The following is a 25,289-nucleotide window of genomic DNA, read 5'->3' as shown; positions in this document are numbered from 1 at the left end:
ATGATCTCAGTACCGCACCGGCAGCGCGGAGGGCCCCCGCATAATGAGACCGGGCCGCCAGGGCAGTTCCTCCGGCCCGGCGGCCCGCTCGGTGTCCAGGGCCAGGCCGGGGCAGCGGTCCAGCAGGGCGCGCAGCGCCACCCGGGCCTCCAGCCGGGCCAGCGGCGCGCCCAGGCAGTAGTGGATGCCGTGGCCGAAGGCCAGATGGGGCCGGGCGGGGCGGTGGATGTCGAAGCGGTCGGCGTCGGGATACTGGCCCGGGTCGCGGCCCGCGGAGGCCAGGACCACCAGTACGGGATGGCCGGCCGGGATGCGGGTGCCCCCCAGGTCCACCGGCTCGGTGGGGAAGCGGTAGGTGGCGCGCTCCACCGGGCCGTCCCAGCGCAGGGTCTCCTCGATGGCGGCGTCCAGCAGGCCGTCCGGATCGGCGCGCAGCGCGGCGAGCTGCTCGGGGTGGGTGAGCAGGGCCAGCACCGCGTTGGTGATCAGGTTGACGGTGGTCTCGTGGCCGGCCACCAGCAGCAGGAAGGCCATGCCGACGAGTTCGGCGGGCGAGAGCCGGTCGCCGTCCTCGTCGTGGGTGCGGATCAGGGCGCTCATCAGGTCCTCGCCGGGCCGTTCGCGCTTGGCGGCCACCAGCTCGGTCAGATAGCGGTTCATGGCCTGCGGGGCGGGCTCGCCGGGGTCGTCCCCGGCCGGCTGCGCGGCGGCGAGGTCGGGGGCGGCGGCGCCGGGGGGCGCGGTGGTGTCGCCGAGCAGGGCGGCGGTCCAGCGGCGGAACTTCTCCCGGTCCAGCCCGGGCACGCCCAGGAGTTCGCAGATGACGCTGATGGGCAGCGGGAAGGACAGCGCGGCGACCAGGTCGGCGCGCCGGCCGGGGCGGGCCAGCATGGCGTCCAGCAGGGTGTCGGTGAGCTGCCGCACCCGCGGCTGGAGGCCGGCGATCCGGCGCGGGGTGAACTCCCGGGAGACCAGCCTGCGCAGCCGGGTGTGGCGCGGCGGGTCGCTGTTCAGCATGTGGGCGGTGAAGTCGGCGCGCTCGCCCAGGAATTCGGGCAGGGCGGCGTTGGCCCAGACCTTGCTGAAGCGCGGGTCGGCCAGGACCGCGCGGGCCTGGTCGTGGCCCACGACCAGCCAGACCGGTACGCCGTCGGCCATGCGCACCAGGTGCGCCGGTCCGCGCCGGCGGAGTTCCGCGTAGAAGGGGTAGGGGTCGCGGATCACCGATTCGCCGTACAGGGTGAGGTCGATGACCGGCCCGGAGAGCTGTGGCGGGCCGGAGGCTGCCGACCGCTGGGCCGCTGTTGCCGTCTGCTCCGTCATGCGGCGAGGCTACGCGCGGACCGGGACGGATGCGCCCCCGCCGGGAGGATCGGGCGGAAACGGACCGGTCCGGCGCGGGATTTCAGCCGCCGGGGCGGCCGCCCAGGGCGCGGTGGCGGGCGGCGAGCCGGGCCGCGCCGCGCGCGGTGAGCGAGCCGTGCAGCCGGAACCGGGCGATGCCGCCGTCCGGGTGGATGGTGAGCCGGGCGTGGGTGGCCTCGGCCGGGGCCCGCAGCAGGAAGCGGTGCACGGTGTCGGGCCGGAGCCGGGCGGGCGGCAGGATTTCGGTCCAGCCCGGCGCGGTGTGGTCGGCCGGGTCCCCGGCGCCGGGCCGGGTCGCGTCGAGCACGTGCACCGACGCCCAGCCGGGGGCGTTGCCGCGGAAGCAGCCGGTGTCGATCTCCACGGCGCGGGGCAGGCAGTGACCGGCCAGGGCGTAGCGGATCCAGTCGTGTCCGCGGTCGCGGCGGCGGCGGGTCTCCCAGCCGTCGTCCATCCGGTGGGCGCGGCCGGGCAGGATGGTGTTGCCGGGCGGGGAGAAGAAGCGGTCGGAGGCCTCCTGCACCCGGCCGCCGTGTTCCAGGGCGGCCAGGTCGAAGCCGCCCAGGGCGGCCAGCCAGGCCGGGTCGGGCAGCGGCTCGCCGTGCACCCGCAGCCGGGCGATGCCGCCGTCCGGGTACTGGCACAGCCGCAGGTGGGTGAGGCGGCGCCGGGTGCCGGCCGGGGTGGCGAAGCCGTTGGCGGCGTGGCCGCCGATCCGGGTGCGGGGCACCAGCGCGGTCCAGCGGACGGCCGGGTCCAGCAGTTCGGCGGGGCCGGGGGCGCCGTCCAGGGCGGTGCCCTCCAGGCGCACCGAGTCCGGGTGGTTGCCGCGGAAGTGGGCGGTGTCCACGACGACGCCGTGCACGGTGCCGGGGGTCCCGAGGCGGATCAGCGCCCAGTCGTGCTCGTCGCCGCCGGGGTGCGGGGCGCCGGCGGCGGCGCCGCGGCGGCGCCGGGTCTCCCAGCCGTCCATGATCTTGCCGCGGGGGCCGTAGGCGTCCGGGTCGAAGCGGGCCGGGCCGGGGGTGAGCAGATGCTCGCGTTCGGCGAAGTACTCGTCGCCGGCGGCCAGGACGGTGCCGCCGAGGCGGCGGTCGGCGAGGTCGGGCAGGGCGGTGAAGGGGTGGTCGGCGGCGCGGTGGTCGGCGTAGGGGTCGCCGCCGCGGTACGGGGCCGCCGGGCCGGTGAACTGCCCGGCGGGCAGCGGGCGGGGGCCGGGGTGCGGGCGGGCGGCGGGCTCGGGCGGGGTCGTCCCGGGCGCGGTCGTCATGGCCGCTCCGGTTGCGGCCGGCCGGGGCGGTCCAGCAGCCGGCCGGTGCGGGCCAGCGGGCGGCCGTGGTCGGCGATCGGCTCGCCGCGCAGCCAGGTGGCGCGGACCACGCCGTGCAGGGTGCGCCCGGCGTAGGCGGTGACCGGGTTGCGGTGGTGCAGCCCGGCCGGGTCCACGGTGAAGACGGCGTCCGGGTCGAAGACGGCGAAGTCGGCGTCCCGGCCGGGGGCGATGGCGCCCTTGCGGCCGGCCGGCCCGTCCAGCCCGGCCAGCGCGGCCGGCCCGGCGGACATCCAGCGGGCCAGGTCGTCCGGGGTGAAGCCGCGCCGCCGGGCGGCGGTCCAGACGACCGGCAGGCCGAGCTGGAGGGAGGAGATCCCGCCCCAGGCGGCGCCGAAGTCCGGGACCTTGAGGTCGGGGGTGCAGGGCGAGTGGTCGGAGACCACGCAGTCCAGGGTCCCGTCGGCGAGCGCGGCCCACAGCGCGTCCTGGTTGGCCGCCTCCCGGATGGGCGGGCAGCACTTGAAGGCGGTGGCGCCGTCCGGGACCTCCTCGGCGGTGAGGGTGAGGAAGTGCGGGCAGGTCTCGGCGGTGACGCGGACCCCGGCGGCGCGGGCCCCGGCGATCAGCGGCAGGGCGCCGGCCGAGGACAGATGCAGGATGTGGACCCGGGCGCCGAGCCGGCCGGCGGTCGCGAGCAGGCGGGCGACGGCCCGGTGCTCGGCCTCGGGCGGGCGGGAGGCGAGGAAGTCGGTGTAGCGGGGGGAGCCCTGGCAGCCGGGTGCGGTGCCCAGTTCGGCCGGGTCCTCGGCGTGCACGATCAGCAGCCCGCCGAAGCCGGTGATCTCCGTCATGGCCTCGGTCAGGGCGGCGTCGTCCAGTTCGGGGAACTCCTCCACGCCGGAGGGGGAGAGAAAGCATTTGAAGCCGAAGACCCCGGCGTCGTGCAGGGCGCGCAGCCGGGGGGTGTTGCCGGGCACGGCGCCGCCCCAGAAGCCGACGTCGATGTGGGCCCGGCCGGCCGCCGCCCGCCGCTTGGTCCGCAGATGGTCCGGGGTGGTGGTGGGCGGCAGGCTGTTGAGCGGCATGTCGAGCAGGGTGGTGATGCCTCCGGCGGCGGCGGCCCGGGTGGCGGTGGCGAAGCCCTCCCAGCTCTCCCGGCCGGGGTCGTTGACATGGACGTGGGTGTCGACCAGTCCGGGCAGCAGCACCGCGTCCCCGTAGTCGTGCAGCCGGGGCGGGCCGGGCAGGCCGGACGGGTCGGTGTGGTGCGGGAGCACCGCTGTGATCCGGCCATCCGCGACGGCGACCGCGGCGGGGCGCTCCCCCTCGGGGGTCACCACGCGGGTCGACCGCAGCAGGACATCGGTGGCAGTCACCCCGGTTCTCCTCCTCCCCACCCGCCGCACGGGCGGCAGCAGCACCTTTCAACGGTTTGTTGAAACCCTGCCGGGAGTCTTCCCCGCGACCCACCCTCCGTCAACCTCAACCCCGCTTCCATAAATCAGAATCATCCTTTCATCACATGGAAAGCATGGTCTGGGGCGACGGGCCGGTAGGCTGCGGATACCCGTCCGGAAAGGAACGCGACGTGCCGTCGTCCGACGAGACCAAGCCGGCCGCCAGTACAGGCGGCGTCCAGTCCCTGGAGCGTGCCTTCGCCCTGCTGGAGAACATGGCCGACGCCGGTGGGGAGACCGGGCTGAGCGAGCTGGCCGCCAGCAGCGGTCTGCCGCTGCCCACCATCCACCGGCTGATGCGCACCCTGGTGGCCTGCGGCTATGTGCGCCAGCAGGCGAACCGCCGGTACGCCCTGGGGCCGCGGCTGATCCGGCTGGGCGAGGCGGCGGCCCGGCCGCTGTCCACCTGGGCGCGTCCCCATCTGGCCCGGCTGGTGGACGGCAGCGGCGAGACCTCCAACATGGCGCTGCTGGACGGCGACGAGGTGGTCTATGTGGCCCAGGTGCCGTCCCGGCATGCCATGCGGATGTTCACCGAAGTGGGCCGGCGGGTGCTGCCGCACACCACGGCGGTGGGCAAGTCGCTGCTGGCCCAGCGGCCGGAGGAGGAGGTGCGGGCGCTGCTGGCCCGCACCGGCATGCCCGCCCTGACCGAGAAGACCATCACCGATCCGGACGTCTTCATGGGCGCGCTGGCCGAGGTCCGCGCCGAGGGCTACGCGGTGGACGACAACGAGCAGGAGATCGGTGTGCGGTGCATCGCGGTGTCGGTGCCGGGCTCCCCGACGCCGGCCGCGATCTCCGTCTCCGGGCCGGCCGGGCGGGTCACGGAGGCCGCCACCGAGAAGCTGGTGCCGCTGCTTCAGGACGTGGCCCGCGCCCTCTCCGACTCCCTCAACACCACCCAGTCCGGGCAGTCCGGGCAGTCCGGGCCGCCGGCCTGACCCGGTGCGACCCGGCCTGGCCGGTCAGCCCAGGTTCTTGTAGTAGTAGGTGGTGGCCCGCGGCACGCCGCGCGGATCGGTGGCATAGCCGGGCACCGAACCGGCCGCCGTCCAGCCCGCCGAGCGGTACAGGTGCTCGGCGTCACTGCCGGTCTCGGTGTCCAGCACCAGCAGCGTCCGCCCGGCCGCCAGGGCCGCCCCCTCGGCCGCCGCCAGCAGCCCGCGGGCGACCCCGCGGCGGCGGGCCCCGGGCCGCACCAGCATCTTGGCGAGGTCCGCACGGTGCCGGCCGTTGGGCATCGGCGCGGGATGCAGCTGCACCGTCCCGAGCAGCCGCTCCCCGGCGTCCCGGGCCACCCACAGCAGAATCCGGCCCTCCGCCACCGCCGGGGCCAGGCTCTCCCACCACCGGGCGGCGGTGTCCACGTCCAGCCCCTCCAGGAAGCCCACCGAGGCGCCGTCGGCCACCGACTCCACAAGCACCTCGGCCAGCTCCTTGGCGCACCCGCGGACCCCGTCCGCCGACTCCACCCGCACCACCCGCAGCACGCCGCTCACCCCTGCCTCATGACCGCTCACCGGCACGGCACCCATGATCGCATCACCCGGTCGGAGCAGATCACCGGGACGGCGGTGCGGCGCCGGGCGGGCGCCGCTGACGGGTGGCCTCGTAGAGGACGGTGGTCGCGGCGTTGGCGGCGTTGAGGGAGCTGGCGGAGCCGCCGATCGGGATGCGGACCATATGGTCGCACTCCTGGCGCCAGGCCCGGCTGAGCCCGCCGGTCTCGTTGCCGATGACCAGCAGCACCGGGCCGGTGAGGTCGATGTCGAAGATGTCGCGCTCGCCGTGCTCGTCGGTGCCGACGGCCAGCAGCGGCACTCCGGCCGCCCGGCGCTCCCGCACCCAGGACAGCACCTCCCGGTGGGAGGGGACCCGGACGGCGGGCAGGGCGAACAGGGAACCGGTGCTGGCACGCACCGACTTGGGGTCGTAGACATCGGCGGCATGGCCGGTGACGATCACTCCGTGGGCGCCGAAGGCATCGGCCGAGCGGATGATGGAGCCGATGTTCCCCGGTCCGGCCGGGCGGTCGAAGACCACCCCCAGGAAGTCGTCCCGGACCGGGATGCGGGCCAGGTCGTCCGGCGGCATGGCGGCGATGGCGAGCAGCTCCGGCGGCCCCTCGTTGCGGTCGCCGAGTTCGGCGATCAGCTCCGGCGACATGGCGACCCGGTCCGCGCCGGGCACCGTGCGCAGCAGTTCCGCGGCCCAGCGGGACGGCCGCCGGCCGGCGTCGTGGATCAGCGCCCGGATGGTCCAGCCGTGCTCCACCGCCAGCGAGATCGGCCGCACGCCCTGCACCAGGAACTCACCGGCCCGCTGCCGCTTGGTCCGGTTCCCCAGATACGACTCCCACTGCTGGAACCGCGCGTTCCGCGTCGACACCCGCAATCCCGCCGGCACCTGATGTCCTCCTCCGACCCGGGGCCCGGTCGTGTCGCCCCGGAGGGAGACGTTACACGGGCCTGTACACGGGCCTAGAGTCACGGCATGGCGGGGCGGATCGCGGGACTGGTGCTGGCGGCCGGCGGCGGCCGGCGGCTCGGGGGACGGGCCAAGGCGCTGCTGGTGACCGGCGGCGAACTGCTGGTGGACCGCGCGGTGGACGCGCTGCGGGCGGGCGGCTGCGCGCCGGTGCTGGTGGTGCTCGGCGCCGAGGCGGGGCGGGTGCGGGAACGGGCCCGGCGGCTGGCCGGGTGCACGGTGGTGGAGAACCCGCAGTGGCCGACGGGGATGGGCTCGTCGCTGCGGGCCGGCCTGGCCGCCGTCATGGAGCCGCCGGACGGCGTGGACGGCGTGGACGGCGTGGTGGTGCTGCTGGTGGACCAGCCGGGGGTGGGCGCCGCGGCCGTGGCCCGGGTGAGGGCCGCGTACCGCTCGCCGCGGACCCTGGCCGCCGCCGCCTACGGCGGCGAGCGGGGACATCCGGTGCTGCTGGGCCGGGACCATCTGGCCGGGGCGGCCCGCGCCGCGGCCGGCGACCGGGGCGCCCGCGACTATCTGCGGGCCCGGGAGAGCGAGATCGTCCTGGTGGAGTGCGGGGACGTGGCCCGCCCCGAGGACATCGACACCCCCGGGGACCTGGAGCCGGGGCCCGCGGCGGAATAGCGCCGTCCCGCCGCCGCGGACAGGGCCGCCCCGGTCACCGGACCGGCCTTGTGGTTCCACGATGAGGAAACTAGTGTCCGCCCCTGTGTGCACCGGTCGGTAGTCCCGGGGCCGTCGCCGTCGCCGAAGGAGTGAGCGCATCATGACCGTATCCGAACCGGCGTCCGGAGGCGGACCGGCCGCCGTGGTGTCCGGGCCGCCCGTCGCCCGCCAGGAGGAGGTGCTGACCCGGGAGGCCCTCACCTTCCTGGCCGAGCTGCACCGCCGTTTCACCCCGCGCCGCGACGAGCTGCTGGCCCGCCGCGCCGTCCGCCGGGCGGAGATCGCCCGCACCGGCGGCCTGGACTTCCTCCCCGGGACCCGGCACATCCGGGAGGGCGACTGGCGGGTCGCCCCGGCCCCCGAGGCCCTCCAGGACCGGCGGGTGGAGATCACCGGCCCGGCCGAGCGCCGGATGACCGTCAACGCCCTCAACTCCGGCGCCCGGATCTGGCTCGCCGACTTCGAGGACGCCTCCTCCCCCGCCTGGCGCAACGTCATCGGCGGCCAGGTGCACATGGCCGACGCCTTCCGCCGCCGGATCGACTTCACCGACCCCGGCAGCGGCAAGCACTACGCGCTCCGCCCGGACGGCGAGCTGGCCGTGGTGGTGATGCGCCCGCGCGGCTGGCATCTGGACGAGCGCCACCTGACCGTGGACGGGCGGGCCGTCCCCGGCGCGCTGGCCGACTTCGGCCTCTACTTCTTCCACAACGCCCGGCTGCTCGGCAAGCAGCGCCGCGGCCCGTACTTCTACCTGGCCAAGCTGGAGTCCCATCTGGAGGCGCGGCTGTGGGACGAGGTGTTCCGCTTCGCCCAGGAGTATCTCGGCCTGCCGGCCGGCACCGTCCGGGCCACCGTGCTGATCGAGACCATCACCGCCGCCTTCGAGATGGAGGAGATCCTCTACGAACTGCGCGACCACGCCGCCGGGCTGAACGCGGGCCGCTGGGACTATCTGTTCTCCCTGATCAAGAACTTCCGGGACGCCGGCCCCCGGTTCGTCCTCCCCGACCGCAACGCGGTGACCATGACCGCGCCCTTCATGCGCGCCTACACCGAACTCCTGGTCCGCACCTGCCACAAGCGCGGGGCACACGCCATCGGCGGCATGTCGGCGTTCATCCCCTCCCGCGACGAGCGGGTCAACGCGGCCGCCCTGGAGAAGGTCAGGGCCGACAAGGAGCGCGAGGCGGGCGACGGCTTCGACGGCTCCTGGGTGGCCCACCCCGCCCTGGTGCCGGTGGCCCGGGCCGCCTTCGACGCGGTGCTGGGGGAACGGCCGCACCAGAAGGAGCGGCTGCGCGAGGACGTCCGGGTCGGCGCCGCCGACCTGCTCGCGGTGGACTCCCTGGACGCCCGGCCCACCATGGCGGGGCTGCGCAACGCCGTCCAGGTCGGCACCCGCTATCTGCGGGCCTGGCTGGCCGGGCAGGGCGCGGTCGCCGTGTTCGACCTGATGGAGGATGTGGCGACCGCGGAGATCTCCCGTTCGCAGATCTGGCAGTGGGTCAACGCCGGGGTGAAGCTGGCGGACGGCACGGCCGTGACCCGGGAACTGGTGGAGCGGACGGCGGCCGAGGAACTGGCGGCCATCCGCGCCGAGACGGGAGAAGCGGAGTTCGCGGCGGGCGGCTGGCAGCGGGCGCACGAACTGCTGCTGCGCATCGCCCTGGCCGAGCAGTACCCGGACTTCCTCACCCTCCCGGCCTACGAGCTGCTGGACTGAGGCGCGCCGGCCTGGCGCATCTGCACCGGACCGTCCACCACGCCGGCCGGGAGCCGTTCGGCAACTGGTGGGACTGGCAGATCGGCGCCCAGCAGGGGCTGCTGGACAGCTGTCCGCTGCTGCCCGGCCGGCTCGGCGCGGGAGACGGCGGCCTCTTGCGGGGCGGTGGACCACTTCGTGCCCGGCTCGGTGGTGGAGCACTGCACGGGCATCGGCACCGGCGCCAACCGGGCCGATCTGTGCCGGGTGCGCCCAGGCCACCCTTCTCCGGCTTCCCCGAACCGCGGCGGGAGGGCCCGCTCAGCCCTGGAGGGCGTAGAGGGCGCCGTCGGAGTTGCCGGCGAAGACGATGCCGCCGGCCACCGCGGCCGAGGAGAACACCTCGCCGCCGCCCCGGAACTGCCACAGCAGGCCGCCGTCGGCCGCGTCCAGGGCATAGACGTGGGCGTCGGAGGTGCCGATGTAGACCGCGCCGTCCGCCACCGCCGGGGAGCGCACCGCGGCGTTGGCGGGGTAGACCCACCGCCGGTCGCCGGTGGCCGCGTCCACCGCGTGCAGCCGGTCGTCCGAGCTGCCCACGTACACCGTGCCGCCCGCCACCACCGGGTCGGCCCGCACCTTGTCGTCGGCCGCGTAGGACCACAGCCGCTCGCCGGTGGCCGCGTCCAGCGCGTAGAGATTCATGTCGTCGCTGCCGAAGAAGATCCGGCCGTCGGCCAGCACCGGGGTGGAGAACACCTCGCCGCCGGCCGCGTACTCCCAGCGCGCTTCGCCGGACCGGTGGTCACGGGCGTACAGCACACCGCCGGCGGTGCCCGCGTAGACCAGTCCGCCGCCCACCACGGCCGCCGAGCGGACCGCGCTGTCCGCGGTGAAGGTCCACAGTTCCTCGCCGTTGTCGGCCCGCAGGGCCCGCAGCCGGCCGTCGTGGCTGCCGGCGCAGACGATGCCGCTGGTCACCGCCGGGGTGCGGACCGGGCCTTCGGTCTGCACCCGCCAGACCTCCGCGCCGGTCCGGATGTCCACCGCGTACAGCCGGCTGTCGTCGCTGCCGGTGTAGGCGATGCCGTCCGCGACGCGCGGCGGGGAGACCACCGCGCCCCCGGTCGGGAACCGCCAGCGTTCCGTGGCGTCGGCGATGCCGACGGCATAGAGCCGGCCGTCGTCGCTGCCGAAGTAGGCGACCCCGGCGGCCACCGCGGCGGTGTGGGCGGGGCCGCCGGTGGGAAAGGCCCACAGCCGGGTGCCGGGCGCGGGCCGGCGGGTGACCTCCTCGCCGCCGCCCGCCGGCAGCCCGTCCAGGGCCCGCAGGCCGTACCAGCCGGCGCCCGCCGCGAGGACCGCGCCGCCGAGCCCGAGCAGCACCCGGCGCCGGGGGCCGCCCGGGCGTCCGGCCCGGTCGGTCCGGTCGCCCTGCCCGGTCCGGGCCGGGCCCTCGGCCGGGCCGGGCGGGGCCACCAGCGGCGGCCCGAACTCCCCGGCCGGCGGCGGCACCCGCCCGCCGGGGCCGGGTGCCGGGCGGGCGGCCCGGGTGGGCGGCGGCGCGGCGGTGGCGGGCCGGTCCTCGGCGTCCGCGCTGCGCGCCCGGACCGCCGCGGCGACCGGCTCGGGCAGCCAGCCCGCGCCGGTGAGCACGTCCACCCGGCCGCGGCCGTCACCGCCGGCCGCCCCGCCGGTCATGCCGGTCATGCCGGTCATGCTGCCGAGCCGCGCCAGCAGCTGCGGCACGGTGGGCCGCTGCCGCGGCTCCTTGGCCAGGCACGGTTCCACCACCGGGCGCAGCGCGGCGGGCAGTGCCCGCAGGTCCGGCTGCTCGTAGACGGCCCGGAAGTTGACCGAGTGGGCCGAGCCGCTGCCGAACGGCTGCCGTCCGGTGGCGGTGTACGCCAGCACCACGCCGAACGAGAAGACGTCCGCGGGCGGCCCCACCCGGTGGCCGGCGACCTGCTCGGGGGCCATGAAGCCGGGCGTTCCCACCACCACCCCGGCCTGGGTGGCGACGGTGGTCTCGGCGGCGGCGAGCGAGATGCCGAAGTCGATGACGCGCGGTCCGTCCGGGGCCAGCAGGACATTGGACGGCTTGAGATCGCGGTGCACCACCTCGGCGGCGTGGATCACCTCCAGCGCCTCGGCCAGACCGGCGCCCAGCGCCAGCACCGACGGGACGGGCCAGGGGCCGTGTGCGCTCACCGCCTCGCCCAGCGGCATGCCGGGCACATAGGCGGTGGCCAGCCAGGCCGGGGTGGCCTCCGGATCGGCGTCCAGCACCCCGGCGGTGAAGACGCCGTTGACCCGGCGGGCGGCGGAGACCTCCCGGGCGAACCGGGCCCGGAACTGCGGGTCCTCGCCCAGTTCGGGACGGATCACCTTGACCGCGACGGCCCGGCCGCCGGGCGAGCGGCCGAGATAGACCCGGCCCATGCCGCCCGCGCCGAGCCGCGCCACCAGCCGGTACCGCCCCACCTGCCGGGGGTCGCCCGCCGACAGTTCCTCGAATCCCGCCATTGCTCACCCTTCCGTGGCCACCGCCGGCGTACATCGTCCCGGAGCGGCCCCGGAGCGGGACCGCCGACCGGAAACCCGCAGCGGTTTCGTGACGTACGCCGGCCGTGCGGTGCGCCGGTGCGCGGACGTCCCCGGGCAGGCGGGCGGGCGGCGGGCTCAGGAGGCGAGGCCGGCCAGGGCGGCGAGGCGGTGCGCCTCGGTGCGGGCGGCGCGGGCTATCCCGTCCTCGTCGGCGGTGACCAGCCTGCCGTGCTCGACCACCGGGCGTCCGCCGACCAGGGAGAGCGTCACCGGTGCCGGAGGCCCGAGCACCAGCGCGGCCACCGGGTCGCCGATGGTCGAGTGGCCCAGTCCGTCCAGCTTCCACAGCACCAGATCGGCCAGTTTGCCCGGCTCCAGCGAGCCGGTTTCCCGCTCCCGGCCCAGCACCCGGGCGCCGCCGGCCGTGCCCAGCCGCAGCGCGGCCCGGGTGGTCAGCGCGTGTTCCCGGTGCGGGCCGAGCCGCTGCATCAGCAGGGCGTTGCGCATCTCGGTGTGCAGCTCACCGGTCTCGTTGGAGGCGGTGCCGTCCACGCCCAGCCCGACCGGCACGCCGGCGGCCAGCAGATCCGGCACCCGCGATATGCCCGCCGCCAGCCGGGCGTTGGAGGACGGGCAGTGCGCCACCCCCGTCCCGGTGCGGGCGAAGGCGGCGATGTCGGAGTCGGAGAGGTGTATGCAGTGCGCCATCCACACGTCCTCGCCCAGCCAGCCGGTGGTCTCGAAGTAGGCGGTCGGCCCCATGCCGAACAGTTCGTGGCAGTACTTCTCCTCCTCCACGGTCTCCGAGCCGTGGGTGTGCAGCCGCACGCCGCGGCGGCGGGCCAGCGCCGCGGACTGGCGCATCAGTCCGGTGGAGACGCTGAACGGGGAGCAGGGCGCGACGGCGATGCGCAGCATGGCGCCGAAGCCGGGGTCGTGGTGGGTGTCGATGGCCGCCTCGGTGGCCAGCAGGGCCTGCTCGGTGGTCTCCACGGCGAAGTCGGGCGGCAGGCCGCCCTGCGACTCGCCGCGGTCCATGGAGCCGCGGGCGGCGGTGAAGCGGAGGCCCAGTTCGCGGGCGGCGCGTATCCCGGCGGCCAGCAGGTCCCCGCCGCCCCGCGGGTGGATGTAGTGGTGGTCCATGGCCGTGGTGACCCCGCCGCGGGCCATCATGGCGAGCGAGGCGCGGGCGGCGGCGTGCACCATCTCCTCGTCGATGCGGGCCCACACGGGGTAGAGGGCGACCAGCCAGTCGAAGAGGCTGTGGTCCTGGGCCAGCCCGCGGGTCAGCCACTGGTAGAAGTGGTGGTGGGTGTTGACCAGGCCCGGGGTGGCCAGATGGCCGGCGGCGTCGATACGGCGGGCCGCCCCGCGGGCCAGGGCGTCCGGGGCCGGTCCGGGGCCGACCGCCTCGATCAGGCCGCCGGAGACCACGACATGACCGGCCGGATGCTCGGTGCCGGCCGGGTCCACGGTGGCGACGGCGCAGTTCTCGATGACCAGACGGTCCGCCATGCGGCGCTCCTCAGGGCAGGTTGGTGAGGTCGGCGGGGATGCGGGCGGCTGCGCCGGGCCGCAGCACCGTGGCCTCGATCAGGCCGTAGGGGCGGTCGGCCGCGAAGTAGACCTCGTTGTCGTTGGTCAGGCCGAAGGGGGTCAGATCCACCGGAAAGTGGTGTTTGTTGGGCAGGGAGAGCCGGATCTCCTCGATGCCGGGGCAGTCGGCGAGCACCCGGGCGCCCATCTGGTAGAGGGTCTGCTGGAGCGAGTGGGAGTAGGTGGTGGCGAAGGCGTCCAGCAGGCTGCTCCGGGCCCGGTGCCAGCAGGCGTCCCAGTCGCGGTCGTCCGGTGCGGCGCCCTCGGCGGCCGGGTGGTCCGGCTCTCCGGGCGTCGGACCGCCGAGGGTGCCCCGGTGGCGCCACCAGGCGCTGATCTCGGTGGCCAGGACGCGGTCGTACGCCTCCCGCAGGGTGGTGTAGCGGTCCTTGAGAAAGCCGTGGAACTCGGAGTCGGTGGAGTTGAGCACGGTGAGGTGCTTCAGCCCGCCGAGCACCTCCCAGCCGTCCCCGTCGTAGCTGATCTGCGCCGTGCGGACGGCGTCGCCGCGGCGGACGAAGGAGTGCCGCGCCGGCTCCCCGGCAGCGGTGCCTCCAGCGGCGGGTCCGATGCGGTCCCAGGCGTACTCCTCGATCCGGACGCGGGCCCGCCGGACGGTGCGGGTGGCGGTGACGAAGTGCCGGGCGAGCAGGATGCCGAACTGTTCGGCGGAGTCGATGCCGTACTCCTTGGCAAAGGCGAAGACGGTGTTCTTGGCGGTGTCGGTGGGCAGCACGGCGGCGTTGCGGCCCGCGTAGTGCGTGTCGTCCAGGTCGCCGGACAGCGCCACCGAGACGCTGAGATCGCGTATGTGGTGGGTGCGGCCCTCGCGGGTGACGCGCACCACCCGGGTCTCGGCCTTGCCGTACTGGTTCTGGCCGAGCAGCGCGGGGCGGCCGGGCGGCGGGAGGTCGGCGGGCATCGGCGGTCAGCTCCCCCGGTAGACGGTGTAGCCGTACGGGCTGAGCAGCAGCGGCACATGGTGGTGCTCGCCGGGCGTGACCGCGAAGACGACGGTGACCCGGGGGAAGAACCCGGCGCCGGCCGGGTGGGAGCCGGTCGCGAACTCCAGCCGCGCCCGGCCGGCGGCGGGCGGCAGCGGCGGCAGGCCGGTGCAGCGGCCGTCCGTGTCGGTGACGGCGGTGGCGTGCGGCTGCCACTCCCCCGTGTCGCTCTCCCGCACCGCGAGGGTGACGGCGAGGCCGCGGGCCGGGTGTCCGGCGGCGGTGTCCAGCACATGGGTGGAGACGGTGGCCGGGGAGCCGGCGGGGACGGCACTGGTCATCGGGGGTGTCCTTCCTCCGGGCCGGCCGGGGCCGCGGGAGCGGCGGCCCGCAGCAGCCGGCCGAGCCGGATGCGGTTGATCCTGCCGAGTTCGGTGCGCACGATCTCGCGTTCCGTCTCCGGCGGGTTACCCAGCCGCTCCCGGACGGCGTCCAGGAGCCGGCCCGCGGTCAGTCCGGTGGCGCAGATCAGGAAGACATGGCCGAACCGCTCCTGGTAGGCCAGGTTGAGCCGGAGCATCTCGGCGCGGAGTGCCGGGGCGGCGCCGGCCATGCCGCGCTGTTCCCGGGCGGAGCGCGGGTCGCCGGGTGCCGGGCGGCCGATCGGCGGATGCCCGGCCAGGGCCTCGGCCAGCTCCTCGGCGGTGAGCGCGGCCACGGCCGCGTCGGCGGCGGCCAGCAGGGCCTCCGGGTCCGGGTAGGGCCGGCCGCGCAGCAGTGTCCCGGCCCAGGCGCGACAGGCGCAGACGTCCAGCAGGGCCCGCCGTGCCGGGCCGTCGTCGGCCGTGTTGAGCCAGGACAGCCCGGAGGCGGGCGGAGTCGGGAGACGCTGGGTCACGGGCGGGCACCTCCGGCGCGGGCGGGTGCGAGCTGGGGGCGCGCGGACGGCCGCACGCGCGGGGTACAGCTAAGCCACCCGACCGGGCCGGAGTCAACAATCTGTTGAAGTCAGGGCGGCGTGCCCTCCCCGGCCCGGCCCCCGTCCCGCCCGCCGGCCGGTTCCCGGTTGAGGTAGTTGTAGACGGTGAAGCGGCTCACCCCGAGGGCCGCCGCCGCGGTCTCCACCGAGTGCCGCAGCGCGAACGCGCCCCGCGCCTCGAGCTGCCGCACCACCGACTGCTTGGCCTTGCGGTCGAGCTGGGACAGCGGCCGGCCGTGCCGCCGCCGGAGGTCGTGCAGCAGATGCTCCAGCGACTCCGAGAGCTGCGGCAGCCGTACCGCCGCCGCCTCCCGCCCCGCCCAGCTCAGCACCACGTCGTCCGCGCGGGCCCGGTCCGGGGGAAGCAGTTCGCCGCCGATCGCGTCCACCAGCGGCTGCACCGCGTCGAGAAACGCCCGGCGGTCCGGATCGACGGTCATCGCCCGGCCGCCTCCGCCGGTCCCGGCCGGTCCTCGGCCAGGCCGCTGACCTGGAGCGAGACCCGGGTGGCGCCGGCCGCGAAGGAGCGGCGCAGCAGCGCCTGGACGGCGGCCAGCACCTCCTCGGCCGGCCCTTCCGCGGAGTTGCCGAACGGGCCGACGTCCACGGCGTCCAGCGGGGCGTCCTGTATCACCCGGCGGGCCACCTCGGCGTGGCGGGGCAGTTCGTCCAGATCGAACGGCTCGGTGGTGAATTCCAGTCTCAGTCGCACGCGGCCAACGTAGCGCGGACGGCGCCGGCCGTCCCGGGACCGGCTCAGCTCCGGCCGGCGGCCGGGACGCGCTGCGCGGGCACCCCGAACCGGTCCACCGCGCGGCGGAGTTCGCCCAGCTCGGGGGTGAGGGCACTGACCGAGCCCAGCGCTCCGAAGATCATCAGCAGACTGTGCCGCAGCGCGGCCCCCTCCGGATCCGCGGCCTGTGCGGCCCGTGCGGCGGCACCGGTGCGCGGCATGCCGTCCGTCAGTGACTCCATGACGGCCAGCTCGCGTTCGGCGACCGCGCGGTCGGTGAGCGGTGAGCGGTACGCCTCCAGCGCGATGCGCGTGCGGATCACGGCGCCGCGGAGCTCATCCAGCCGAGGATCGATTCCGGCGGCCACTCGGCCCTCCCCTGCCGTCTCCCGGCGGCACCCGGACCTTCCGGGCGCCGTAACGATGCGGTGCTCACAGCGCCCCCGCGCGCCGGACGAGAACAGTAAATATCACTGTCCGCGCATCCCGCCACACGGAGGGCAAAAATCTGTGTCACATCCAGGTAAACGGCGGGCGCCCGCACCGGGATGTTCCCCGATTCCGTTCCGTGGCCGAACAGTTACCCCTGCCGTGATCGGAACCGCTGCGCGCCCGCCGCGGAATCGGCCACACTGGGGGCCGACCGCCCTCGTCCGCCGTCCGAGCCGGGTCCGGAGCTGGAGCGCACCATGGCCAAGAGCGTGCCCGTCCGCTGTCCGGCGTGCCGCCGGGAGCACGCCTTCATCCCGTCCGAGTATCCGTGCGGCTGCGGCGCGCCGGTGGCCGTGCCGCTGCGCGACGCGGTGCCGGTGCGGGTGCGCCACCGCTCCTGGGCGGATTCCTGGACGGAGGTGGACTGCCCGGCGTGCGGGCGGCCCGGCCAGTGGCCGCAGCCGGAGTTCTGCTGCCCGTGCGGGACAACGGTACGGCTGGCCGCCGTGCCCGGGCGGCAGGACGGCAGCACCGGGGAGGACGCGGAGGCGGCGGACGCGGCGGAGGATCCCCGGGCGGAGCGTTCCGCGTTCCGGCCGCTGACCATCCGCACCGCCTGCGACGCGGTGGCCTGCGCCGAGCAGTTCCTGCGCTGGCTGGGCTTCGCGGACGTGCGGTCGGCCATGCCGCGCCGGGAGGCCGATCTCGATCTGCGCGGCCCCGAGGTGGTGGGCCAGGTGAACCCGGCCACCTCGCCGACCGGGCCGCGGGAGATCGAGACGCTGTGGCTGCACGGCATGGCCGAGTCGCTGACCGCGGTGGCCTTCTCGCTGGCCGGCTACGAGCGGGAGGCCCGCAGCCGGGCGGACGAACTGCGGCTGCCGCTGTTCGTGCTCGACCTGACCGGCACGCCGCAGCCGGTGAACGACGCGGCCGACACCCTGCTGCGCGACCGCCGCTGACGGCTCCGCCCCGCACCGGTCCGCCCAGCACCGGCCGGGCCCGGCGGGCAGCTCACAGGCAGACGACGACCAGGGCGACATCGTCCGGGCCGCCGCCGGACAGTCCCAGCCCGGCCAGCAGGGTGTCCGCCATCTCCCCGGGGGCCCGGCCGTGACAGCCGGCCAGCACATCACCGAGGCGGGTCACGCCCACGTCGATGTCCTCGCCCCGCCGTTCGACCAGCCCGTCGGTGTAGAGCAGCAGGGTGTCCCCCGGGGCGTACGGCAGGCTGGCCTGCGGCCGGGGAACATGCTGCGGACGGACCGCCAGCGGCGGATCGGTGGCCCCGTCGAGAAGTTCCAGGCTGCCGTCCGGGTGGCCCAGCAGCGGCGGCGGGTGCCCGGCGCTGCTGTAGGTGAGCAGCCGGTTGCCGGTGTCGACCAGGACCTGCACGGCGGTGGTGCCCATCGCGCCCTCCACCGACCGCGCGTACCCGCCGAGCGCCTCCAGGGCCGGGGCGGGCCGGGCCAGCGCGCGGATGGCGGCGCTGAGCGCGCTGCGCAGCATGCCCATGACGGCCGCGGCCTCCAGGCCGTGGCCGACCACGTCGCCGACCGCCACGGCGAACCGGTCCTCGCCCAGATCGACCGCGTCGTACCAGTCGCCGCAGATGTTCATCGAGCTGACCGCCGGCAGATAGCGCACCGCGATGTTGTGGTGCCGGGCCAGGTCGGGGGCCTGGAGCATGGACTCCTGGAGGGTCATCACCACCTCGCGCTCCCGGTCGTGGGACTCGCACAGCTCGTCGTTCAGCCGGATCAGCTCGCGGGCCCGCACATACAGCTCCGCCTCCAGGGCGCGCACCGCATTGCTTCCCGCGCCGTCCCCCGGCACCGGGACCGGGCCGGGCAGCGGGGCGGGCCGCCGGCCGGTGAAGGCGGTGACGTCCTCGGCCCGGTGGATGATCCACCGGACCCTGCCGTCCGGGCCCAGCACCGGCGTGTTGGACGGGGACCACCAGCGTTCCTCGAAGCCGCCGGGCGCGTGCTCGGCCGGAATGTCGTACTTCTGCAGCGCGATGGTGTCGGTGCGGCCGGTCGCCAGTACCCGTTCCAGCGATTCCCGGAGGTTCCGCACCCCCGAGGCCCCGGGATCGGCGGGGTTGTCCGGAAAGGCCTCGAAGAGATGTTTTCCGGTCAGCTCCGCCCGGCTCCGGCCGGTCGCGGCGAGATAGGCGTCATTGGCGTCCACCACGACGAGGTCCGGGCCCAGGAGAAGATACGGATTGGGAGCCGCGGCGAAGACCGCGGCGTAGTCGACCGGCGAGGCCACGGCAGCCTTCCCTTCCGAGGGCTGTGCGTCCGCTTCCCAACGTAGGGCCGCCGGGCCCCGGGCGCGAGCGGTCGGCCGCCGGTCAGCCGCGCCGCCAGCGCTGGTCGTGGACGGCGGCGCCGGGCGCGTGGAAGGCGAGCAGGCGCGCGGCCTCCCGGCCGGCGTCCGCGCGCTGCCCCGCGGTGAGCGGGTCGCCGAAGACGGTGGCGGTGAGGGTGGCCCGGTTCCGCTCGCTCTCCAGGCGCCAGATGCCGCGGACGAAGCCGTCCACCAGCAGCACGGGGAACGCCTGGTTGCCCTTCCAGGTGCGGTTGCGGGCGGCGGGCGAGATGATCCGGGAGCGGTCGGCGTGGCCGAGGAAGATGTTGTCGAACTCGGGCAGGAAGCGGACCGGCGCGGGAGTCCCGGCGGACGGCCGCGGGGCGTCGGGCAGATCGAACAGCTCGGTGCCCGACTCGTCCCGGAAGGCGACCAGGCGGTCCCGGTTGCGCTCCACCACGGGACGCAGCCGGGTCAGGCCGCACCACAGCTGGAGGTCCTTGACCGAGGCCGGGCCGAAGGCGGCGAAGTAGCGCAGCACCAGGGCGTCCGGGCCGAGGCCGGGCGGGGCGGCGAGGGGGCGGCCGAGCCAGTGCTCGGCGGTGGTGTGCCGGGGCAGGCCGCCCTGCCGCCACAGGCCGCGCGGCGGGGTCTGCACCATGGGCAGCCGCTGCCGGGCCACCATGCCCAGGGCCCGCGCATCGCTGTGCGGCCACTGAGGGAGCAGCGCGGTGCCCAGCTCCTGCCAGGTGCGCGGCTGCTGCTCGGCGAGCTCCCGGGCGCGGGCGGCGACGGCCGCCTGGTCCACCCCGCCCAGGTGCCGGGCGAAGGTGCCGGGCATGGGGCGTTCCATGATCGGCCGGAACAGCGGGCGCAGCGCCACGCAGTCATCGGCGGTGACGGTGTGGATGGTGTTGCGCAGCAGGGCGATGCGGACGAACTCGCGGGCGGCGAAGCGGCGGGAGAAGTCCTCGGGGTCGAAGCCGGCGAGGCGGCTGAAGAGGGCGGTGTAGTGGTTGTGCGGCACCTGGGTCTGCAGGGCCACCAGGTGCCGCACGGCCTGCGCGGCGGTCAGCTCCGAGCGGCGCAGCAGCAGTTGCCGGGCGAGCAGGGCACGGTTCAGCTCGCGGAGCGTCAGTACTCCGCCCGGCGCGGTGTTCGTCGCCATGCCCCGACCCTAGGCCGCATTGCGGTCACTTTCCGTCCGCAGGGCGACGGCGCGCCTCGGCGCCTCCGGTCACCGGCCGGCGGCGGCTGCGGACCGGGGCCGGGGCTGGGGCTGGGGGGAGTGCACGGGGGTGGTGAGGGTGGTCAGGGGGCGGCCGGTGCCGCCGTGGCGGAGGGCGACGATCTCGGCGGCGATGGACACCGCGGTCTCCTCCGGAGTGCGGGCACCCAGGTCCAGGCCGATCGGGGAGCGCAGCCGGGCCAGCTCCGGCCGGCCCAGCCCGGCCTCGCGCAGCCTGCGCATCCGGTCCCGGTGGGTACGGCGCGAGCCCATCGCGCCGACATAGGCGAGCGGCAGCCGCAGCGCCCGCAGCAGCAGCGGGATGTCGAACTTGGTGTCGTGGGTGAGCACACAGACCGCGGTACGGCGGTCCAGCAGCCCGGCGGCCCACTGTTCGTCCAGATAGCGGTGCGGCCAGGCGACGCGCACCTCGTCGGCCTCGGGGAAGCGGTCCGCGGTGGCGAACACCGGCCGGGCGTCGCAGACGGTGACCCGGTGGCCCAGGAAGCGGCCGGCCCGGGTGAGTGCCGCGGCGAAGTCCACGGCGCCGAAGACCAGCATGCGCGGCGGCGGCAGGCTGCTCTCCACCAGCAGGGTGACCGGCTCGCCGCAGCGGCTGCCCGCCGCGCCCCCCGCGCCCACGGTCACCGGGCCGGTGCGGCCGGCCGCCAGTTCGGCACGGGCCTGTGCGGCGGCCTCCCGGTCCAGCTCCGGCGGCCCGCCGAGGGTGCCCAGATGCGGTGCGTCCGCCGGTACGTACAGGGCCCGGCCGGGCAGCCCGGCCGGGCCGCCGGTGGCCAGCACGAAGGCGCCGGCCCGGCCGGCGGCGGCGCCCGCCGCGGCGGCGGCGAGGACGCGGGCGCAAGAGGACTCGGCGGGGTACGGCGTGACCAGCACCTCGATGGTGCCGCCGCAGGTCAGACCGATGGCCAGGCCCTCGGCGTCGCCGTAGCCGAAGCGTTCGCGCTGCACCGTGCCCCGCTCCAGGGAGCGCCGGCACAGCTCGTAGACCGCGCCCTCCACGCAGCCGCCGGAGACACCGCCCACGGCCGTGCCGGCGGCGTCCACGGCCAGGGCCGCGCCGGGCTGCCGGGGCGCGCTGCCGCCGGCCGACACCACCGTCGCCAGCGCGAAGGCGCGTCCCTCCCGGCACCACCGGTCAAGTTCGGCGGCGATGTCCAGCATGACCCTGCTCCCCTGCTCCGTGATGGGTTCCGTGGGTTCCGTGGGTTCCGGCGCCGGCCGCGCTGCCGTCGCCGCCGTCAGTCCGTGCCGGTCAGGTGCTCGGGGCGGACCGGCACCCGGTGCAGTGCCAGGCCGGTGGCCTGCCGGATGGCCGCCACCACGGCCGGCCCGGCCGACAGGGTGGGCGCCTCGCCCACCCCGCGCAGTCCGTACGGGGCGTGCTCGTCCGCCAGTTCCAGCATCTCCACCGGGATCGCCGGGGTGTCCAGCACGGTCGGGATCAGATAGTCGGTGAAGGACGGATTGCGCACCAGGCCCTGTGCGTCGGTGCGGATCTCCTCCATCACCGCCAGCCCCATGCCCTGCACCGTGCCGCCCTGGATCTGGCCGGTCACCGAGAGCGGGTTGAGCGCCCTGCCCACGTCCTGCGCGCACGCCAGCTCCACCAGTTTGACCAGGCCCAGCTCGGTGTCCACCTCCACCACCGCGCGGTGCGCGGCGAAGGAGTACTGGACGTGGCCGTCGCCCTGCCCGGTGTGCGGGTCGAACGGCCGGGTGGGCCGGTGGCGCCACTCGCTCTCCCGCTCGATCGCCTCCCCGCCCAGCACATCGGCCAGCGCGGCCAGCACCTCGCCGCCGGCCGTGACCACCTTGCCCCCCGCCAGCCGCAGCCCGTCGCCCGCCCAGCCGGGATGCGCGGCCCCGAACCGTTCCCGGCCCAGCTCCAGCACCCGTTCGCGCACCAGGCCGCAGACATGCCGGATGGCGCCGCCGGTGACATAGGTCTGGCGGGAGGCCGAGGTGGAGCCGGCCGAGCCGACCCGGGTGTCGGCCGGGTGCAGCGCCACCTGGGTGACGCCGAGTTCGGTGCGGGCGATCTGGGCGTGCACGGTGACGCCGCCCTGCCCCACCTCCGCCATGGCGGTGTGCACCACGGCGACCGGCTCGCCGCCGGCCACCTCCAGCCGGACCCGTGCCGTGGAGTAGTCGTCGAAGCCCTCCGAGAAGCCGACGTTCTTGATGCCCACGGCATAACCGACGCCGCGCACCACGCCCTCGCCGTGTGTGGTGTTGGACACCCCGCCGGGCAGCTCCCGCAGATCGACGCCGCCGGTGCCGTCCTCCCCGCCGCCGGAGGCGGTCTGCCAGGGGCGTTCCGGCGGCAGCGGCCGGTCGCGGACCCGGCGCAGCAGCTCCGCCACCGGGGCCGGGGCGTCCACCCGCTGCCCGGTGGGCATCAGGGCGCCCCGGGAAAGGGCGTTGCGCTGCCGGAACTCCACCGGATGCAGGCCGAGCGCGGCGGCCACCCGGTCCATCTGGGCCTCGTAGGCGAAGCAGGCCTGGACCGCGCCGAAGCCCCGCATGGCGCCGCAGGGCGGGTTGTTGGTGTACAGGGCCAGTGCCTCGATCTCGACGTTGTCGACGGCGTAGGGGCCCAGGGAGAGCGAGGCGGCGTTGCCCACCACGGCGGCCGAGGTGGACGCGTAGGCGCCGCCGTCCAGCACGATCCGGCAGGTCATATGGGTGAGCCGGCCGTCCCGGGTGGCGCCGTGCTCATAGCGCAGCCGGGCCGGGTGGCGGTGGACATGGCCGAAGAAGGACTCCTCGCGGTGGTAGACCATCTTCACCGGCCGGCCGGTGTGCAGGGCCAGCAGGCAGGCGTGGATCTGCATGGAGAGGTCCTCGCGGCCCCCGAAGGCGCCGCCGACCCCGGAGAGCGTCAGCCGGATCCGGTCCTCGGGAAGGCCCAGCACGGGAGCCATCTGCCGCAGATCGGCGTGCAGCCACTGGGTGGCGAGGTAGAGGTCCACGCCGCCGTCGGCGGCCGGGACGGCGAGGCCGGACTCGGGGCCCAGAAACGCCTGGTCCTGCATGCCGATCCGGTACTCGCCGGTGACGATCACATCGGCCCGGGCGCGGGCCGCGGCCACATCGCCGCGCAGCACCGGCTGGCGGTGCAGGATGTTGGGGTGCGGGACCCGGCGGGCGTAGTGGTCGGTGCGGTCCGGATGGAGCAGCGGCGCGCCGGGGGCGAGCGCACTGGCCTCGTCGTGCACCACCGGCAGTGCGGCGTACTCGACCCGGATACGGGCGGCGGCGCGGCGGGCGGTCTCGGGATGGTCGGCGGCGACCAGGGCGACCGGCTCGCCGTGGTGACGGACCCGGTCCCGGGCCAGCACCGGCGTGTCGGAGATCTCCAGGCCGTAGGTGGTGACCGGGGTGGGCAGGTCGTCATGGGTGAGGACGGCGTGCACCCCGGGGACCCGCAGCGCCTCCGCGATGTCCAGCGAGCGGATCCCGGCGTGGGCGTGCGGGCTGCGCAGGGTGGCGCCCCACAGCATGTCCTCGTGCCACAGGTCGGAGGAGTAGGCGAACTCGCCGGTGACCTTCAGGGTGCCGTCGGGGCGCGGGGTGGATTCGCCGATGCCGCCGCGGGCGGCCGGGTCCGAGCCCTGGGTCAGCCGGGTCGGCACCCGGACGGGCGCGGTGCGCACGGGGGTCTGCCCGCCGCCGGCCGGCCCGCTGCCGCCGGTCAGCACGGCCGCTCCCCGGTTCCGTCGCCGGCCGCCGCCGGGGCGGCGGCGGGGGTGGTCCGGGCGGCGGCCAGCCGGACGGCGTCCAGGATGGTCTCGTAGCCGGTGCAGCGGCACAGGTTGCCGGCCAGCGCCTCCCGGATATCGGCGTCGGCGGGCTGCGGATTGCGCTCCAGCAGTTCGTCGGCGGCGACCAGCAGTCCTGGGGTGCAGAAGCCGCACTGCACCGCGCCCGCGTCCAGGAACGCCTGCTGCACGGGGGCCAGGGCGGATGCCTCCCCGGATGCCTCCCCCGCCTCCCCGGCGGGTGCTTCCTCCGGTGCCTGCCCGGGTGCCGTGCCCGGCGGCTGCCCGCCCGGCCCGGGCCGCGCCCGGTCACGCTGCCGGGCGTACTCCGCCAGCCCTTCCACGGTGAGCACCTCGCGGCCCTCCGCCTGGCCGGCCGCGACCAGGCAGGCGCACACCGGCACGCCGTCCAGCCGGACCGTGCAGGAGCCGCATTCGCCCTGCTCGCAGGCGTTCTTCGAACCGGGCAGGCCGAGCCGCTCGCGCAGCACATGGAGCAGGCTCTCGCCCTCCCAGACGTTGTCCGCCCGCTGCGGGCGGCCGTTGACGGTGAAGCTCACACGCACGCCAGGTCTCCTTCGTCGTCGTCTCGTCCGATCGCGCTGTCCGGCCCGGGCGCCTCCCCGGCCCCGGCCGCCCGGTGTGCCCGCCAGCTCCAGGCCAGGGTGCGGCGCGCCATCACGGCCACCGCGTGGCGGCGGTAGCGCGCGGTGGCACGGACGTCGTCGATGGGATCGCAGGCCGCCGCGGCCAGGTCGCCGAACTCCCGCAGCGTCTCCGGGCCGAGCGGGCGGCCGGGCTCGTCCCAGTGGCCGCCGCCGGCCAGCGCCGCCGCCAGGAAGTCCTCGGCGGCCCGGGCCCGCACCGGGGTGGGCGCGGCCGAGCCGATGCCGGTGCGCACCGTGCGGCGGCCGGGATGCAGCGCCACGGCGAAGGAGCAGACCGCGATCACCATGGCGTTGCGGGTGCCGGCCTTGGAGAACTGCTGGGGACCGGTGGCCCGGGCGATGCGCACGGCGCGGATCAGCTCGTCCGGGGCCAGGGCATTGCGCTTGACGCCGGTGAAGAACTCCTCCACCGGGATCAGCCGCCGGCCGCGCACCGACTCGGCCTCCACCTCGGCGCCCGCGGCGAGCAGCGCCGGATGGGCGTCCCCGGCCGGGGAGGCCGCGCCGAGATTGCCGCCGACGCTGCCGCGGTTGCGGATCTGCGGGGAGCCCACGGTGCGGGCGGCCATGGCCAGGGCGGGGAGTTCGGCGCCCAGTCCGGAGACGATCCGGCTGTACGGCACGGCGGCCCCGAGCCGGACGGTGCCGTCCGGCCGGTGCTGCCAGGTGTACAGCTCGGCGATCCGGCCCAGGTCCAGCAGATGCCCGGGACGGCGGCGGCCGAAGTTGATCTCCACCATGACGTCGGTGCCGCCGGCGATCGGCACGGCGGCGGGGTGCTCGGCCTTGACGGCCAGCGCCTCGTCCCAGGATTCCGGGCGCAGGAATTCCATACGCGGTGCTCTTCCCGTCTGGCGCGCGGCGGGCGTCCCGCCGGCGTGGCTGATGATGCGACCGGGTGGCACGGCCGGGTGCGGGAGCGGGGCCGGGCCGACCGCTGTCCTACCAGTAGACGCGACGCTCAGGGGCGCGGGACAGTCACCGAAGGCCCGAAGCCCCGGTTACGGGCGGCGCCCGTTGTTGTGGTTTCCTCCAAAGGGGAGCATGACCGGCCGCCCCGCCCCCGGCTGTTCCTCCATGCCGCGGCGCGTCGCGGCACCTCAGCCCG

23 protein-coding genes and 1 pseudogene are annotated in these 25,289 nt (G+C 75.9%); 5 read left to right on the top strand and 19 right to left on the bottom strand.

What is annotated here, in order from left to right; all coding sequences use genetic code 11:
* Positions 1-6 precede the first annotated feature (6 nt).
* The 3 genes from BM242_RS08165 to allB all read right to left on the bottom strand — a co-directional run bounded on the left by BM242_RS08165 (position 7) and on the right by allB (position 4,014).
* Positions 7-1,323 (bottom strand): cytochrome P450 family protein, encoded by a 1,317-nt coding sequence (locus BM242_RS08165; RefSeq protein ID WP_093838023.1) that lies wholly within the window; start codon positions 1,321-1,323, stop codon positions 7-9.
* A gap of 82 nt (positions 1,324-1,405) precedes the next feature.
* Positions 1,406-2,635 carry an allantoicase gene (alc, locus tag BM242_RS08160; RefSeq protein ID WP_093838022.1) on the bottom strand — a complete coding sequence of 410 codons (1,230 nt, stop codon included), beginning with the start codon at positions 2,633-2,635 and terminating at the stop codon, positions 1,406-1,408.
* Positions 2,632-4,014 (bottom strand): allantoinase AllB, encoded by a 1,383-nt coding sequence (gene allB / locus BM242_RS08155; RefSeq protein ID WP_093838021.1) that lies wholly within the window; start codon positions 4,012-4,014, stop codon positions 2,632-2,634. The genes alc and allB overlap by 4 nt, the downstream gene beginning before the upstream one ends.
* A 212-nt stretch (positions 4,015-4,226) precedes the next feature.
* Here allB and BM242_RS08150 point away from each other — a divergent pair, with 212 nt between their 5' ends.
* A complete protein-coding gene (locus tag BM242_RS08150) occupies positions 4,227-5,039 on the top strand; it encodes an IclR family transcriptional regulator (protein ID WP_245833910.1) in 813 nt (270 codons plus the stop codon).
* A gap of 24 nt (positions 5,040-5,063) precedes the next feature.
* Here BM242_RS08150 and BM242_RS08145 read toward each other — a convergent pair whose 3' ends face one another.
* Together BM242_RS08145 and BM242_RS08140 are read right to left on the bottom strand one after the other, a co-directional pair.
* Positions 5,064-5,588, bottom strand: a complete 525-nt coding sequence (locus tag BM242_RS08145) for a GNAT family N-acetyltransferase (protein ID WP_245833939.1) — start codon at positions 5,586-5,588, stop codon at positions 5,064-5,066.
* Between the two features lie 70 nt (positions 5,589-5,658).
* Positions 5,659-6,504 (bottom strand): TrmH family RNA methyltransferase, encoded by an 846-nt coding sequence (locus tag BM242_RS08140; RefSeq protein WP_093838018.1) that lies wholly within the window; start codon positions 6,502-6,504, stop codon positions 5,659-5,661.
* A gap of 87 nt (positions 6,505-6,591) precedes the next feature.
* Between BM242_RS08140 and BM242_RS08135 the strand changes: the two genes are divergently transcribed.
* The 3 genes and pseudogenes from BM242_RS08135 to BM242_RS31125 form a co-directional block, all read left to right on the top strand.
* Positions 6,592-7,209, top strand: a complete 618-nt coding sequence (locus BM242_RS08135; RefSeq protein WP_093838017.1) for a nucleotidyltransferase family protein — start codon at positions 6,592-6,594, stop codon at positions 7,207-7,209.
* 142 nt (positions 7,210-7,351) lie between these two features.
* A complete protein-coding gene (aceB, locus tag BM242_RS08130; protein ID WP_093838016.1) occupies positions 7,352-8,977 on the top strand; it encodes a malate synthase A in 1,626 nt (541 codons plus the stop codon).
* Positions 8,974-9,039, top strand: a pseudogene (locus BM242_RS31125) (hypothetical protein); the annotation flags it as partial. The gene aceB and the pseudogene BM242_RS31125, both read left to right, overlap by 4 nt.
* 238 nt (positions 9,040-9,277) lie before the next feature.
* Here BM242_RS31125 and BM242_RS08120 read toward each other — a convergent pair.
* The 8 genes from BM242_RS08120 to BM242_RS08085 all read right to left on the bottom strand — a co-directional run bounded on the left by BM242_RS08120 (position 9,278) and on the right by BM242_RS08085 (position 16,123).
* Positions 9,278-11,482 (bottom strand): serine/threonine-protein kinase, encoded by a 2,205-nt coding sequence (locus BM242_RS08120; RefSeq protein ID WP_093838014.1) that lies wholly within the window; start codon positions 11,480-11,482, stop codon positions 9,278-9,280.
* Between the two features lie 156 nt (positions 11,483-11,638).
* Positions 11,639-13,018, bottom strand: a complete 1,380-nt coding sequence (locus BM242_RS08115; RefSeq protein WP_093838013.1) for an 8-oxoguanine deaminase — start codon at positions 13,016-13,018, stop codon at positions 11,639-11,641.
* Between the two features lie 10 nt (positions 13,019-13,028).
* Positions 13,029-14,021 carry a factor-independent urate hydroxylase gene (gene pucL / locus BM242_RS08110; protein WP_093838012.1) on the bottom strand — a complete coding sequence of 331 codons (993 nt, stop codon included), beginning with the start codon at positions 14,019-14,021 and terminating at the stop codon, positions 13,029-13,031.
* 6 nt (positions 14,022-14,027) lie between these two features.
* Complete coding sequence (gene uraH, locus BM242_RS08105) at positions 14,028-14,384, bottom strand: hydroxyisourate hydrolase (RefSeq protein ID WP_093838011.1); 357 nt, start codon at positions 14,382-14,384, stop codon at positions 14,028-14,030.
* The gene (uraD, locus tag BM242_RS08100) at positions 14,381-14,941 is read right to left on the bottom strand and encodes a 2-oxo-4-hydroxy-4-carboxy-5-ureidoimidazoline decarboxylase (RefSeq protein WP_093838010.1); all 561 of its coding nucleotides are present in this window, start codon (positions 14,939-14,941) and stop codon (positions 14,381-14,383) included. The genes uraH and uraD overlap by 4 nt, the downstream gene beginning before the upstream one ends.
* A 110-nt stretch (positions 14,942-15,051) precedes the next feature.
* Positions 15,052-15,462, bottom strand: coding sequence for a helix-turn-helix domain-containing protein (locus tag BM242_RS08095; RefSeq protein ID WP_093838009.1), 411 nt, complete (start codon positions 15,460-15,462; stop codon positions 15,052-15,054).
* On the bottom strand, positions 15,459-15,734 hold the full coding sequence (locus tag BM242_RS08090) for a hypothetical protein (RefSeq protein ID WP_093838008.1): 276 nt from the start codon (positions 15,732-15,734) through the stop codon (positions 15,459-15,461). The genes BM242_RS08095 and BM242_RS08090 overlap by 4 nt, the downstream gene beginning before the upstream one ends.
* A 44-nt stretch (positions 15,735-15,778) precedes the next feature.
* Positions 15,779-16,123, bottom strand: a complete 345-nt coding sequence (locus BM242_RS08085; RefSeq protein ID WP_093838007.1) for a DUF5955 family protein — start codon at positions 16,121-16,123, stop codon at positions 15,779-15,781.
* Positions 16,124-16,444: 321 nt separating this feature from the next.
* Here BM242_RS08085 and BM242_RS08080 point away from each other — a divergent pair, with 321 nt between their 5' ends.
* Positions 16,445-17,149, top strand: coding sequence for a hypothetical protein (locus BM242_RS08080; protein ID WP_093838006.1), 705 nt, complete (start codon positions 16,445-16,447; stop codon positions 17,147-17,149).
* A 52-nt stretch (positions 17,150-17,201) separates the two neighbouring features.
* On the opposite strand, the gene BM242_RS08075 is transcribed toward BM242_RS08080, so the two are convergent.
* From BM242_RS08075 to BM242_RS08050, 6 genes are all read right to left on the bottom strand, one after another.
* Entirely contained in the window at positions 17,202-18,461 is a 1,260-nt protein-coding gene (locus tag BM242_RS08075; RefSeq protein WP_093838005.1) for a PP2C family protein-serine/threonine phosphatase, read from the bottom strand.
* A gap of 82 nt (positions 18,462-18,543) precedes the next feature.
* Entirely contained in the window at positions 18,544-19,668 is a 1,125-nt protein-coding gene (locus tag BM242_RS08070) for a winged helix DNA-binding domain-containing protein (protein WP_093838004.1), read from the bottom strand.
* A 69-nt stretch (positions 19,669-19,737) separates the two neighbouring features.
* Positions 19,738-20,913: an XdhC family protein gene (locus BM242_RS08065; RefSeq protein ID WP_093838003.1), complete on the bottom strand. Its 1,176-nt coding sequence runs from the start codon at positions 20,911-20,913 to the stop codon at positions 19,738-19,740.
* Between the two features lie 77 nt (positions 20,914-20,990).
* Complete coding sequence (locus tag BM242_RS08060) at positions 20,991-23,408, bottom strand: xanthine dehydrogenase family protein molybdopterin-binding subunit (RefSeq protein WP_175541327.1); 2,418 nt, start codon at positions 23,406-23,408, stop codon at positions 20,991-20,993.
* A 38-nt stretch (positions 23,409-23,446) separates the two neighbouring features.
* A complete protein-coding gene (locus tag BM242_RS08055; RefSeq protein ID WP_093838002.1) occupies positions 23,447-24,079 on the bottom strand; it encodes a (2Fe-2S)-binding protein in 633 nt (210 codons plus the stop codon).
* Positions 24,070-25,014 (bottom strand): FAD binding domain-containing protein, encoded by a 945-nt coding sequence (locus tag BM242_RS08050; RefSeq protein ID WP_093838001.1) that lies wholly within the window; start codon positions 25,012-25,014, stop codon positions 24,070-24,072. The genes BM242_RS08055 and BM242_RS08050 overlap by 10 nt, the downstream gene beginning before the upstream one ends.
* Positions 25,015-25,289 lie beyond the last annotated feature (275 nt).

It is taken from the genome of Streptomyces aidingensis (genome assembly GCF_900112355.1).
Taxonomy (GTDB): domain Bacteria; phylum Actinomycetota; class Actinomycetes; order Streptomycetales; family Streptomycetaceae; genus Streptomyces; species Streptomyces aidingensis.
The sequence above is the reverse complement of the archived record's forward strand: the minus strand, read 5'-3'. Positions and strand labels throughout refer to the sequence as shown.

What these genes read in the sequence shown, in the direction of transcription:
- BM242_RS08165 (WP_093838023.1), bottom strand. Translation starts at nt 1,323, where the DNA reads ATGACGGAGCAGACGGCAACAGCGGCCCAGCGGTCGGCAGCCTCCGGC.
- alc (WP_093838022.1), bottom strand. Translation starts at nt 2,635, where the DNA reads ATGACGACCGCGCCCGGGACGACCCCGCCCGAGCCCGCCGCCCGCCCG.
- BM242_RS08135 (WP_093838017.1), top strand. Translation starts at nt 6,592, where the DNA reads ATGGCGGGGCGGATCGCGGGACTGGTGCTGGCGGCCGGCGGCGGCCGG.
- aceB (WP_093838016.1), top strand. Translation starts at nt 7,352, where the DNA reads ATGACCGTATCCGAACCGGCGTCCGGAGGCGGACCGGCCGCCGTGGTG.
- BM242_RS08120 (WP_093838014.1), bottom strand. Translation starts at nt 11,482, where the DNA reads ATGGCGGGATTCGAGGAACTGTCGGCGGGCGACCCCCGGCAGGTGGGG.
- BM242_RS08115 (WP_093838013.1), bottom strand. Translation starts at nt 13,018, where the DNA reads ATGGCGGACCGTCTGGTCATCGAGAACTGCGCCGTCGCCACCGTGGAC.
- pucL (WP_093838012.1), bottom strand. Translation starts at nt 14,021, where the DNA reads ATGCCCGCCGACCTCCCGCCGCCCGGCCGCCCCGCGCTGCTCGGCCAG.
- uraH (WP_093838011.1), bottom strand. Translation starts at nt 14,384, where the DNA reads ATGACCAGTGCCGTCCCCGCCGGCTCCCCGGCCACCGTCTCCACCCAT.
- BM242_RS08095 (WP_093838009.1), bottom strand. Translation starts at nt 15,462, where the DNA reads ATGACCGTCGATCCGGACCGCCGGGCGTTTCTCGACGCGGTGCAGCCG.
- BM242_RS08080 (WP_093838006.1), top strand. Translation starts at nt 16,445, where the DNA reads ATGGCCAAGAGCGTGCCCGTCCGCTGTCCGGCGTGCCGCCGGGAGCAC.
- BM242_RS08070 (WP_093838004.1), bottom strand. Translation starts at nt 19,668, where the DNA reads ATGGCGACGAACACCGCGCCGGGCGGAGTACTGACGCTCCGCGAGCTG.
- BM242_RS08065 (WP_093838003.1), bottom strand. Translation starts at nt 20,913, where the DNA reads ATGCTGGACATCGCCGCCGAACTTGACCGGTGGTGCCGGGAGGGACGC.
- BM242_RS08050 (WP_093838001.1), bottom strand. Translation starts at nt 25,014, where the DNA reads ATGGAATTCCTGCGCCCGGAATCCTGGGACGAGGCGCTGGCCGTCAAG.